Raw genomic sequence first — 12,500 nt, 5'->3', positions numbered from 1 at the left:
CATAATTATAATTCCTCCTAGTTCTATTCGTGTATTTCAATAAGTTCTTCTCCGAAAAGCTTTTTAGCTTCGGAGATTAAAGGGTCTTCTTCTTCTTTTTGAGACCCATTATTTCCTTGCTGCTCTTGAAGAAAATCTCCTCTTACTTTATCCCATTCATTATCAGGGATTGCAACCATTTCACGTTTGCTCCCACTTAAAGTATATAGGATATTTTCTAAATTATCACGTACATTGTTGTTATTTTCAGCAGCCATTTTGCAATGGATTTCATACTTGAATTTTAAGATAAAGGACTTCGAAGATGAAGCCACAGGTTCACTATTAGACAACAGAGCAGCATGTGATGCTTTATTTTGCTGACGTAGCGTTTCTAAAACTTCTGCCCATAGACGCTTAACTTCCTCTAGTTCTTGACGTGATGCTTGTTTTAGGACCTCATGCACTTTTCCTATTGGAACTTTATACTGACTACGCACTTGTCTTTTTACTTTTTGATCACTTGTTTCTTGTTGACTTTGCTGTACTTGAACACCGTTTTCCTTTAGATGATTAACTTGAGCTTCAAGCATTTTAACTTTTTGAAGTAAATCATCCTCTTCGCTCGCTACTGTTTTTTTCTTACTAGAAGATTGAGCAAGTTTCACTAGTGCTACCTCTAGTAACACTCTTGGATGATTCGTCCACTTCATCTCTTGTTGCGTTTGATTAAGTTGGTTAATAATTGAATAGATACCCTCTGCTGGCAGTTGTGAAGCTAACTCTTTAAACTCCTCACTCACTACTGCTTTTTCCATCAAATGTTCCATTTCAGACGACGATTGATAAAGTAAAACATCTCTATAATAAAAGATTAAATCTTCTAAGAAACGAACTGGATCTTTACCGTTTTGAATGAGTTGCTCAACTGCATGTAGCGCTGATACAAGATTCTTCTCCGCAATTGAACGAACAATTTGCAGCATAAATGTATGAGAAACAGCACCTGTAATAGATAACACATCATCCAAAGTAACTTCATTTTCGCTATATGAGATAGCCTGATCTAACAAGCTTAACGCATCCCTCATACCACCTTCAGATGCCTTAGCAACCTCATATAAAGCTTCATCCGCTACGTTTACATCCTCAGATATCAAAACTTCTTTCATTCGATAAACAATATCGTCAGGTGAGATTCGTTTAAAATCAAAACGTTGACATCTTGAAATGATAGTAAGTGGAATTTTATGCGGTTCTGTTGTTGCCAAAATAAATATTACGTGAGGAGGTGGTTCTTCTAATGTTTTTAGCAATGCATTAAACGCACCTATTGAGAGCATATGAACTTCATCTATAATATAAACTTTGTAACGAACGGCACTTGGTGCATATTTGACTTTATCTCTAATATCTCGAATTTCATCTACTCCGTTATTTGAAGCCGCATCGATTTCAATAACATCTGATATGGAACCGTCTGTAATTCCTCTACATGTAGCACACTCATTACAAGGTTCGGATACGGGTGCATGTTCACAGTTAACCGCTTTAGCTAAAATTTTTGCTGCAGTCGTTTTCCCTGTACCCCTTGGCCCTGAAAATAAGTATGCATGCGAAAATTTCTCAAGAACGAGCGCGTTCTGTAAAGTCTTAATAATATGCCGCTGACCAACAACATCTTGAAAGCTTTGAGGGCGGTACACACGATATAAAGCCTGATACGCCACTGCATCTTCTCCTTTTTTGTTATATAAATTTGATATTATTATAACGTACTATAACTATTTTTCCAAAACATCGTTTATCTTATATAGTGAAATATATGCTAAATAAAAAAACCTACTCCATCGTTAGAGTAGGTTACTTTTATATGTATATAACTGCCGTGCACCTTCCTTCGATTAGCCTCCCCAAGCGTTACTTAAGCAGTTAGCTCGGTTCAGGCGACCCTATGGCACATGAGAGGTTCTGCTTACTGCTGCTTCCTTCCGGACCTGACAGGGTTCACAGATTCCCATTGCATAGGACCCAAACGTCAACACCACTTACTTAAGGCAGACCTCAAGGAGAACTAACCTCAGGAAAGGAGTTCGGCCTCGCTAGAGCGGATTGCGAGTACAGGGCACCGCTACCTCCCCGCTTAGCACGGCAAAGTTGAAACCTTTGTTTGAGCACCATGTTGATGCTTATACAAGTATAATTCTTTTTAGGACAAAATGCAACCTTTACAGAATGTAATTTATTGTAAATTTTTCTTTGCTCTTTTTTTTCGATTTCGCAATTCTTTAAAGAATGTACTTAACATTTCTGCACACTCATCTTCGAGAACTCCACCTTGAACTTCTGATTGGTGATTAAACTTTTCATACTCTAATAAGTTCATCAGGGTTCCTGCACACCCTCCTTTAGGATCAAACGCTCCAAACACCACTCTTTTTACACGTGATAACATAATAGCCCCCGCACACATCGGACAAGGTTCTAAAGTAACATATAAAGTCGTATCTTCTAATCGCCACGTATTTAACTTTTGACATGCCTCATCTATAGCTAACAGCTCTGCGTGAGCTATGGATCTTTGTGTACTTTCTCTTAAATTATGGCCTTTTGCAATAACATGTCCATCTTTATCTACGATAACAGCTCCAATAGGAACTTCCATAATTCCACAAGCTTTCTTTGCTTCATCTATAGCTAAACGCATATATTTCTCGTCTTCAAGCATGTTCCAAACTCCTTACATATTATATTTGTTATGAGCAACACTACTTATTAGGTTAAAAAACAATAAGGAGATTGTATATGAATGATTCTAAAATTGCATTAGTTATTATTGATATGATTAATGATTTTCAATTTAAAAATGGGAAAATCCTAGCTGAAAAAGCTAAAATTCTCGCGCGTAATATCTCTTCATTAAAAGCAGAGTGTTCAAGTAAAAAAATTCCTGTTATCTATATAAATGATCACTATAAATTATGGCAAGCTAATTTAAATAAAATCCTTGAATACTGCACAAATCCAATAAGCTCCCCCATACTCCAGTATATACAACCCCATACTACGGATTACTTTTTAATTAAACCAAAGCATTCTATTTTTTATGGAACAGCTTTAACCATTTTACTACAGCAACTAAACGTTAAAACATTAATTTTAACAGGGTTAGCGGGAAATATATGTGTGCTCTTTTCAGCAAATGATGCTTATATGAGAGAGTACAACCTGATTATCCCTAAAGATTGTATTGCATCAAATTCTGATGAAGATAACAAGTTCGCTATCGAAATGATGCAAAATGTACTTAAAGCGAACATTTGTGAACATAGTGATTTAATTACATAAGCATTTGCTTACTCTTTTGTTCATAGACTTAATAAACATTCTTTTTTGGGGGCGTTTATTACTATGGATATTTACACTGTAAAGTCTGGAGATAGCATTTATAGTATTGCTCAACGGTTTCAAATTGAAGCTTCAAAAATTAGCTTAGCAAATGAATTACCTGATCCCAATCGATTAGTGGTGGGCCAGGCATTGGTTGTACCTATTAACGAAAGTTACTATACCGTTAGAAAAGGCGATACATTATGGAAGATAGGGCGAACCCTAGGAGTTAGTTATCAATCAATCGCAAAAGCTAACAACCTTTCCATCACTTCTCCTCTAACACTTGGAACACAGTTGCTCATTCCAGCTTCTCCAAAGACAGAAGCTGAATTTTTAGGATATGTTGAAACAAGTAACCGTACCATTAGTAGCGAAACGGAAAAATTGATTAAGAAGAATGCTAAATACCTCACATATTTGGGACCGGCTAACTTCGAAGTACAGCGCAATGGCTCTATCAAAGAACCTCCATTAAAAAACTTTGGAACTATTGCACAAGAAAACGATGCAATTTTTTTAATGGTTCTTGCCAATATCGAAGACGGCGGGTTTAGTGCAGAGGTAGGAGAAGCAATCTTAAACAATGCGGATGTTCAAGATAAATTGCTTAATAATATTATTCGTATTGCTACAGAGAAAAACTTTAAAGATATTCATTTTGACTTTGAATTCTTACGTCCGGAAGACAAAAATGCTTATATTATATTTTTAGAAAAAGCAAAGAAACGGCTTCAAGCTGAAGACTTGTTAATATCTGTAGCATTAGCACCTAAAACAAGTAGTGATCAAAAAGGAAAGTGGTATGAAGCACATGATTACAAAAGAATTGGGGAGATAGCAAATTTTGTTGTCCCTATGACATACGAATGGGGATACAGTGGAGGTCCTCCAATGGCTGTTTCTCCGATTGGCCCTGTCAGAGATGTGCTAGAATATGCTATTTCAGAAATACCTAGCAAAAAAATTATCATGGGACAAAATCTATACGGATATGATTGGACGCTTCCATTCAAACCAGGTGGTGAGTATGCAAAAGCAATTAGTGTTCAAAGAGCGATTGAAATTGCGTATCAGTACAACGCAAGCATACAGTATGATAAAAAAGCTCAGGCTCCCTTTTTCCGATACTCTGATTCAGCTCAAAAAACGCATGAGGTATGGTTTGAAGATGCCCGGTCAATCCAAGCAAAATTCGATTTGTTAAAAGAATTAAACTTAAGAGGCATGGCTTATTGGAAGTTGGGATTACCTTTCCCTCAAAACTGGCTACTCCTTGATGATAACTTTAAAGTAATTAAAAGAATACCTGAATAATTTTAAAGAGGATAATTCCTACAGCATAGGATTATCCTCTTTTTATGTTTCCTTCCGTTTTTTACAACTGGTTTTTCTTTTTGTTTTTATCCATTCTCCCCTCTTATTGTGATACAATGTTTTTTGTCAATTTTCGAGAACATGTATAGATAAAGGAGGAAGAGTCCATGGGGGAAATACCTTTTATTACTGTTGAGGGCCCTATAGGTGTTGGGAAAACCTCCCTAGCTAAGGCTATTGCAGAGGCATTTCAATTTCAACTTTTGAAAGAAATTGTTGATGAAAATCCATTCCTTGGGAAATTCTATGAGGATATTGAAGAGTGGAGCTTTCAAACTGAAATGTTTTTTCTATGCAACCGTTATAAACAGTTGGAGGATATTCAAAAGCATTTTCTACATCAACATCAGCCTGTCGTTGCTGACTATCATATTATGAAAAACATGATTTTTGCTCAGCAAACTTTAAAGGATAGTCAGTACATAAAATATGTACAAATCTACGATATACTGACACATGATATGCCAAAGCCCAACATTGTTATTTACTTAAATGCTACTTTACCTACACTATTGAAGCGTATTAAAATGCGTGGAAGGGAAATTGAAAAAAACATTGACCCTTCTTATCTAGCTCAGCTAAGCTCCGATTATGAGGAAGCAATTAAAACCTTCAAAGAAAATAACCCACAGGTAACTGTTTTACGCTATAGTGGAGATGAACTAGACTTTGTCAAAAATAAAGAGCATTTAGAGCATATCATCTCAGATGTTAAAAGCAGCTTATTAAAAAGGAGTTCTACAATATGAATTTACGAACAAAATACAACATTCCAAATGATGCTGTATTGACTATCGCTGGAACAGTAGGCGTTGGGAAATCTACAATGACACAAGCTCTTGCAGATGCGTTGAACTTTCGCACTTCTTACGAGAAAGTTGATACAAATCCATATTTAGATAAATTCTACGCTGACTTTGAAAGATGGAGCTTTCATCTTCAGGTTTACTTCCTAGCGGAGAGATTTAAAGAACAGAAAAGAATTTTTGAATACGGTGGAGGCTTTATACAAGACCGTTCAATTTACGAAGATACTGGTATTTTCGCTAAAATGCATTTCGAAAAAGGAACAATGTCCAAGGTGGATTACGAAACGTATACAAGCTTGTTTGATGCAATGGTTATGACTCCCTACTTCCCACACCCTGATTTATTAATTTATTTGGAAGGTAGTTTTGAAGATATCGTTGATCGTATCCAAGAACGTGGAAGACCTATGGAACAACAAACGCCCTTAGATTATTGGAGAGAAATGCACAAACGCTATGAGGATTGGATTAATAACTTTACAGCTTGTCCTATTTTACGATTAGATATTAATGATTACGATATCTTAAGAGACCCGACATCCGTTGAACCGATTGTTGAAAAAATCTCTAAGTTTTTACATCACAACGAAAAATTAAAAAGAAGACATTCATAATTCATTCCCATTTTTCTTCGTGAAAAATGGGAATGAAAAAACGCCACTTCTAAAAGTGACGTTTTACAATCTCCAATTTATCGCGCAATGTTTAAATAACATTTAAAGTCAAATATGGCGGAGGAAGAGGGATTCGAACCCCCGCGGGCTGTAACACCCCTGTCGGTTTTCAAGACCGATCCCTTCAGCCGGACTTGGGTATTCCTCCGTTTCGACATTTATAAATTTATCACATATACAAACAAGAGTCAAGCTGTTTTCTAAAAAAAATGATTCACAACAAAAAAGTTGTGAATCATTTCAATTTAACCGTTAATAACCTCTTTGTTCCCCATGTAAGGACGTAATACTTTTGGAATAACAACTGAACCATCTTCCTGTTGATAGTTCTCTAAAATTGCAGCCACTGTACGCCCAATCGCTAATCCAGATCCATTTAATGTGTGTACGTATTCTGGTTTCCCTTTTGCCTCGCGGCGGAAGCGAATATTAGCTCTTCGCGCTTGGAAACTTTCAAAGTTTGAACAAGAAGAAATTTCACGATATGACTCATAGCTTGGAATCCACACTTCAATATCGTATTTTTTAGCTGCTGTAAATCCTAAGTCTCCAGTACACATGCTTAAAACACGGTATGGCAGTTCTAACAACTGTAATACTTTTTCAGCATGTCCTGTCAGATTTTCAAGCTCAGCGTAAGAATCTTCTGGTTTTACAAAACGAACTAGCTCTACTTTGTTAAATTGATGCTGACGAATTAGTCCACGTGTATCTCTACCAGCTGAACCTGCTTCTGATCTAAAACATGCGCTGTATGCTGTATAAGCTAATGGTAATTGGTCTCCATTAATGATTTCATCACGGTGTAGATTAGTTACGGGAACTTCAGCCGTTGGGATTAAGAAATAGTCTTCCTCTTTAATTTTAAAAGCATCTTCTTCAAACTTAGGAAGCTGCCCTGTTCCTGTCATGCTTGTACGATTAACCATATATGGAGGAAGAATTTCTTCATATCCATGCTCATCCATGTGTAAGTCCATCATAAAGTTGATTAAGGCACGTTCCAAACGAGCTCCTAGGCCTTTATAAAACACGAAACGGCTTCCCGTTACCTTTGCTGCACGTTCAAAGTCTAAAATATTTAAATCTGTTCCTAGATCCCAGTGTGGCTTCGGCTCAAAATTAAATTGACGAACCTCTCCCCATTTTCTAATTTCTACATTTTCATCTTCCGTTTCACCAACTGGAACACTCTCATGTGGAATATTAGGGATTGAAAGTAATAGTTGTTCTAATTCTGTTTCTACAGTACGAAGACGCTCATCTAACTCTTTAATTTTGTCTCCTACTTGACGCATTTCTAAAATCATACTATCTGCATCTTGCTTTTCACGTTTTAATTGAGCAATTTGTTGAGACACTTCATTACGCTTACTCTTTAATTCCTCAGTTTGAACTAATAGCTGTCTGCGCTCTACATCTAACTCTTCAAAGCGCCCAAGATCTGATAAATCTTCTCCGCGGAACTTTAATTTTTCTTTTACTTCTTCAAGATTAGCTCGTAAAACCTTTACGTCTAACATCTATTTACCTCCTTATTTGTATAAAATGGGCAAAATAAAAACTCCCATCCCTATAAAAGGGACGAGAGTTTAGCCCGCGTTGCCACCCTAGTTGAAGGCTCATAAATAAACCTTCCTCTTCAGTCAGATAACGGAATGAACCGAAGCTATCTACTTACTGTTTCAATAGCTTGCTCCAGGATGGATTCGTAAAGGCTAAACATCGATTTTCACCAACCATCGACTCTCTAAAGTTTAACTTCTTTACTACTATTTCCTATCAACGCTTTATACTTTTCAACATTGTAATTAATAATCATAATGTACTACAAGTCTATACAAGTTGCAATTGGTTTATACAGGTTTTTTCAGAGACTCTTTCACCATGTCGATAAAATACTCTGTCATACGATGGTCATCCGTTAATTCTGGATGAAACGAACACCCTAAAAATTGTCCCTGTTTTGCAGCTACGATACGATCATCATGAATAGATAGGACTTCCACGTTCTCACCGACTTCTACAATATGAGGCGCACGAATAAATACTCCAATAAAATCATCTGCAACTTCTTTTATATTTAATTTCGCCTCAAAGCTCTCACGTTGGCGACCAAAAGAATTTCGAGCCACCTTAATATTCATAACACCTAAATGAGGCTCATCATAGTCTACAATTTCGCCTGCTAGTAAGATTAGACCAGCACAAGTCCCAAAGATTGGTTTGCCACTTTTAGCAAATTGGCGCAGTGAATCCATAAAGTCATATTTATCAATCAGACGTCTCATTGCCGTACTTTCTCCACCTGGTAAAATGAGCCCGTCCACTTCTTCTAGCTGTTCTACTTTTTTAATAATAATCGCTTCAGCCCCTGTTGCTTCCACTGAATGCGCATGCTCTCTAAATGCACCTTGTAGTCCTAAAACTCCAACCTTCACCATGCTGTTAAAACTCCCTTACTGTTACCAGCCACGCTCTTGCATGCGATTTTCTGGTAATAATGTTGAGATTTCAATACCTTTCATTGCATTTCCTAATCCTTTAGAAAGCTTTGCAATTAACTCATAATCTTCATAATGCGTTGTTACTTCTACGATTGAACGAGCAAATTTTTCTGGATTATCAGACTTAAAGATACCAGAACCTACAAACACTCCATCTGCTCCTAATTGCATCATTAATGCCGCATCTGCTGGTGTTGCAACGCCACCTGCAGCAAAGTTAACCACTGGAAGGCGACCTTCACGCTTGATTTGTAATAATAGCTCATAAGGTGCACCTAGTAGCTTTGCTTCCGTCATTAACTCAGCTTCGTCCATACCCACTACTTTACGTACTTGTGCGTTCACTTGACGCATATGACGTACAGCTTCTACAATGTTCCCTGTACCTGGTTCACCTTTTGTACGAAGCATAGCAGCGCCTTCTGCAATACGACGTGCAGCTTCGCCTAAATCGCGGCAACCACAAACAAATGGTACTGTAAACGTATTTTTATTCAAATGAAATTCTTCATCTGCTGGTGTTAATACTTCACTTTCATCAATATAGTCTACGCCCATTGCTTCTAAAACACGCGCTTCTACAATGTGACCGATACGTGCTTTAGCCATTACCGGAATTGAAACAGCATTCATAACTTCTTCGACAATTGTCGGATCTGCCATGCGAGATACGCCACCTGCAGCACGAATGTCTGCTGGTACACGTTCTAATGCCATAACTGCAACTGCTCCTGCTGCTTCTGCAATCTTTGCTTGTTCAGCATTAACAACGTCCATAATAACGCCGCCCTTTTGCATTTCCGCCATTCCGCGTTTTACTCTGTCAGTACCTGTAATGTTACTCATGTTTGTCTTCCCCCAGTATAGTTGTATTACACATAATCAATAAATTATGTATACAAAATTCAAAACTTATTGTCTATTTTACCTTATTTTCTGAAAAAATCCTATTAAAATTGTGTAGTTTGAAAAACTTGTCTAAAAAAAGAAGATACTAAATGCAACAAAAATCTTGCTTTAGTATCTCCTTTTATAAATGGTTTATGAATTAAAACCAATTCTTAATATTAGCGGCTGCATCAGACCATACACCTACAAAGAAATCACCTATACTTCGTATTGCTAAAACAAACCAGTTAGCCTTTTCAATCGTAGTATCTGCAACGACAGGCACTTTATTTGTTCCGTTATTTACTGCATAACCTAAATCATCAAGATTCTTATTCTTGGCACTAACGTAACCTACAACCTGACCCTCTTTAATTGGTGCAACGATTCGATCTTTCTCATCTACAACTTTAGGATTAAAATCAAATTGAAGAGAGATTTTACTTTCTTCACCTTTTTTTGTAAGAACATTCACTGGTTCTTTTGTTACAACTTTTAGCTCTTTATTTTTCCCTTTTACGACTGGAAGGGACTCATGCTTTTTAACAGCCTTGCCTTCTGGAGCTACTTGTTTTAGCTCATAATTATCAAATGCATAATCTAAAAGTTTTTTTGTTTCTGTAAAGCGCGCTCCTTCAAAAGACTTACCATTATTTTTGGCATTCATGACTACTGCAATATAACGAACACCATCTCGTTCAGCTGTTCCTGTAAAGCAATAGCCTGCAAAGTCTGTATGTCCTGTTTTCAAGCCATCTAAACCTTCATATCCGTATGTAGGGAAAGATGGAAGCATTTTATTCCAGTTATCCATCGTCGTTTCGCCTTGTTGACCTGGTCGGAAGATCTTTTCAGGTGTCTTAGCCGTTTCTAATACTTCTGGATAATCATGAAGAATATGAAAAGCTAATGCTGATACTGCGCGAGCTGATAGTAAATTTTCATCATCAGCTTTTGTACCTTTTGGATGTTGACCTTTTAACAATGAGTTAGAAAGACCTGTTGAGTTAACAAATTTAGCTTCACCTAAATTTAACTCTTCTGCCTTTTTATTCATCAATTTAATAAACTCGGCTTCAGATCCTGCTAAAGCCTCAGCTAGTGCAATACTCGCTCCATTTGCTGAGTAAATAGCCATTGCTTCATACAATTCTTTAATCGTATATTTCTCTGTTGTTAATAATGGAACATTTGACAATGAGTAATCTTGTGAGATATCTGCAGCATATTTGCTAACTCCTACTCGATCATCCCAAGAAAGCTTTTTTTCGTGAATAGCTTCTAAAATTAAATACTCAGTCATCATTTTTGTCATACTAGCAATACCTAGTACAGCACCTGAATTCTTTTCATACAAAATTTGGCCTGTATCTGCTTCAATCAAAATAGCGGCATCTGCTTCAACATTTGGAAATTGTGAAGCTGCAGACGCATTTGGAGTGATTAAAGAACTAGCCATTAAGAAAACAGCAACTAATGCAAAAAGCTGTTTTATCAATTTTTTCTTCACTACCAATACCCTCCAGACATAAATCACATAGAGGTTATTTTATCACACAAAAATTAAAAAAAATAGATAAAGAAGTACCGTTAAAACAATCTTTAGCATAAAAAAGCACCTCTCTAAATTAGAGAGGTGCTTTTTTACTTAGCTAAGTGAATAGTTTGGAGATTCTTTTGTAATTTGAACGTCATGTGGGTGACTTTCTCTTAGGCCAGCTCCTGTCATACGGATAAACTGTGCCTCTTCACGCAATGCTTGTAGGTTAGCTGAGCCGCAATATCCCATTCCAGCTCTTAATCCCCCAATTAGCTGATATAAAGTGTCAGCAACAGGCCCCTTATAAGGTAAGCGCCCTTCAATGCCTTCTGGAACAAACTTTTTATTATCTTCTTGGAAATAACGATCTTTACTTCCTTTTTCCATTGCTCCAACTGAGCCCATACCACGGTATACTTTAAAGCGTCTTCCTTGGAAGATTTCTGTTTCACCAGGGCTTTCAGTTGTACCGGCTAATAAGCTCCCTAGCATAACAGTGTGTCCACCAGCAGCTAGTGCTTTTACGATATCTCCAGAGTACTTAATTCCTCCGTCTGCAATTACTGGTACACCGTGTTTTCTTGCTTCAGTGGCGCAATCATATACAGCCGTAATTTGTGGAACACCTACTCCAGCTACAACACGAGTTGTACAAATTGAACCAGGTCCTATTCCAACTTTCACTACGTCTACACCTGCTTCAATTAACGCTCTTGTTCCTTCAGCAGTTGCAACGTTTCCTGCAATAATATTTAATTCCGGATACGTTTCACGAATTGAACGTACGGTATTTAAAACGCCTAATGAATGACCATGTGCCGTATCAATTACAATAACGTCCACACCAGCTTTTACTAACTTCTCAATTCGAACCATTGAATCAGCCGTTACACCAACTGCTGCCCCTACTAATAAACGTCCCTGCTTATCCTTCGCAGCATTTGGAAATTCAATTACTTTTTCAATGTCCTTGATTGTAATTAAACCTTTTAATACACCTTTGTCATCTACAAGTGGTAATTTTTCAATTTTGTATTGCTGTAAAATCTTTTCAGCTTCGTCGAGCGTTGTTCCTACTGGAGCTGTAACTAACTCTTCTTTTGTCATTACATCAGAGATAAGCATTGAGTAATCTTGAATAAAACGCAAATCACGATTTGTCAGAATACCAACTAACTTTTGCTCTTCTTCGTTATTTACAATTGGTACGCCAGAGATACGATATTTTCCCATCAAATGTTCTGCAGCAAATACTTGATTTTCTGGTGTTAAGAAAAATGGATCGGTAATAACACCACTTTCAGAACGCTTTACTTTATCAACTTGCTCGGCTTGT

General features: G+C 37.1%; 11 protein-coding genes, 1 tRNA gene, 1 other RNA gene and 1 other annotated feature (1 of these 14 cut by a window edge). Of the genes, 4 read left to right on the top strand and 9 right to left on the bottom strand.

Translation table 11 applies throughout. The annotated features are described in order from the left end of the window. Window positions 1-23 precede the first annotated feature (23 nt). The 3 genes from dnaX to tadA form a co-directional block, all read right to left on the bottom strand. Entirely contained in the window at window positions 24-1,709 is a 1,686-nt protein-coding gene (gene dnaX / locus MKZ18_RS00130; RefSeq protein ID WP_061786181.1) for a DNA polymerase III subunit gamma/tau, read from the bottom strand. Between the two features lie 156 nt (window positions 1,710-1,865). Beyond that, an RNA gene (gene ffs, locus MKZ18_RS00125) (signal recognition particle sRNA large type) lies at window positions 1,866-2,131 on the bottom strand. A gap of 90 nt (window positions 2,132-2,221) precedes the next feature. Next, entirely contained in the window at window positions 2,222-2,707 is a 486-nt protein-coding gene (gene tadA / locus MKZ18_RS00120) for a tRNA adenosine(34) deaminase TadA (RefSeq protein ID WP_025908031.1), read from the bottom strand. A 77-nt stretch (window positions 2,708-2,784) separates the two neighbouring features. Here tadA and MKZ18_RS00115 point away from each other — a divergent pair, with 77 nt between their 5' ends. The 4 genes from MKZ18_RS00115 (at window position 2,785) to MKZ18_RS00100 (ending at window position 6,169) form a co-directional block, all read left to right on the top strand. Beyond that, window positions 2,785-3,327, top strand: coding sequence for an isochorismatase family cysteine hydrolase (locus MKZ18_RS00115; protein ID WP_061786182.1), 543 nt, complete (start codon window positions 2,785-2,787; stop codon window positions 3,325-3,327). Window positions 3,328-3,390: 63 nt separating this feature from the next. Next, window positions 3,391-4,686 (top strand): LysM peptidoglycan-binding domain-containing protein, encoded by a 1,296-nt coding sequence (locus tag MKZ18_RS00110; RefSeq protein WP_144594292.1) that lies wholly within the window; start codon window positions 3,391-3,393, stop codon window positions 4,684-4,686. Window positions 4,687-4,853: 167 nt separating this feature from the next. Next, window positions 4,854-5,495 carry a deoxynucleoside kinase gene (locus MKZ18_RS00105; RefSeq protein ID WP_025908028.1) on the top strand — a complete coding sequence of 214 codons (642 nt, stop codon included), beginning with the start codon at window positions 4,854-4,856 and terminating at the stop codon, window positions 5,493-5,495. Continuing rightward, window positions 5,492-6,169 carry a deoxynucleoside kinase gene (locus MKZ18_RS00100; RefSeq protein ID WP_025908027.1) on the top strand — a complete coding sequence of 226 codons (678 nt, stop codon included), beginning with the start codon at window positions 5,492-5,494 and terminating at the stop codon, window positions 6,167-6,169. The genes MKZ18_RS00105 and MKZ18_RS00100 overlap by 4 nt, the downstream gene beginning before the upstream one ends. Before the next feature lie 115 nt (window positions 6,170-6,284). On the opposite strand, the gene MKZ18_RS00095 is transcribed toward MKZ18_RS00100, so the two are convergent. From MKZ18_RS00095 to guaB, 6 genes are all read right to left on the bottom strand, one after another. Further along, window positions 6,285-6,377: transfer RNA gene (locus MKZ18_RS00095), tRNA-Ser, on the bottom strand. Window positions 6,378-6,474: 97 nt separating this feature from the next. Then, the gene (gene serS, locus MKZ18_RS00090; protein WP_025908026.1) at window positions 6,475-7,752 is read right to left on the bottom strand and encodes a serine--tRNA ligase; all 1,278 of its coding nucleotides are present in this window, start codon (window positions 7,750-7,752) and stop codon (window positions 6,475-6,477) included. A gap of 54 nt (window positions 7,753-7,806) precedes the next feature. Then, window positions 7,807-8,024 (bottom strand) — a binding site (T-box leader). Window positions 8,025-8,085: 61 nt separating this feature from the next. Next, on the bottom strand, window positions 8,086-8,673 hold the full coding sequence (pdxT, locus tag MKZ18_RS00085; protein ID WP_025908025.1) for a pyridoxal 5'-phosphate synthase glutaminase subunit PdxT: 588 nt from the start codon (window positions 8,671-8,673) through the stop codon (window positions 8,086-8,088). A gap of 21 nt (window positions 8,674-8,694) precedes the next feature. Continuing rightward, window positions 8,695-9,582: a pyridoxal 5'-phosphate synthase lyase subunit PdxS gene (gene pdxS / locus MKZ18_RS00080; RefSeq protein ID WP_341344481.1), complete on the bottom strand. Its 888-nt coding sequence runs from the start codon at window positions 9,580-9,582 to the stop codon at window positions 8,695-8,697. Between the two features lie 202 nt (window positions 9,583-9,784). Next, window positions 9,785-11,134, bottom strand: a complete 1,350-nt coding sequence (locus tag MKZ18_RS00075) for a serine hydrolase (RefSeq protein WP_025908023.1) — start codon at window positions 11,132-11,134, stop codon at window positions 9,785-9,787. 138 nt (window positions 11,135-11,272) lie between these two features. Continuing rightward, window positions 11,273-12,500, bottom strand: partial view of an IMP dehydrogenase gene (guaB, locus tag MKZ18_RS00070; RefSeq protein ID WP_025908022.1) — the 3' portion only. It continues 239 nt past the right edge of the window; 1,228 of the gene's 1,467 nt are visible here — the last part of the coding sequence; the start codon falls outside the window, past its right edge; the stop codon is at window positions 11,273-11,275.

It is taken from the genome of Priestia sp. FSL W8-0001 (assembly GCF_038050335.1).
Lineage (GTDB): Bacteria > Bacillota > Bacilli > Bacillales > Bacillaceae_H > Priestia > Priestia flexa.
This window is presented reverse-complemented; position numbering and strand designations above follow the sequence as displayed.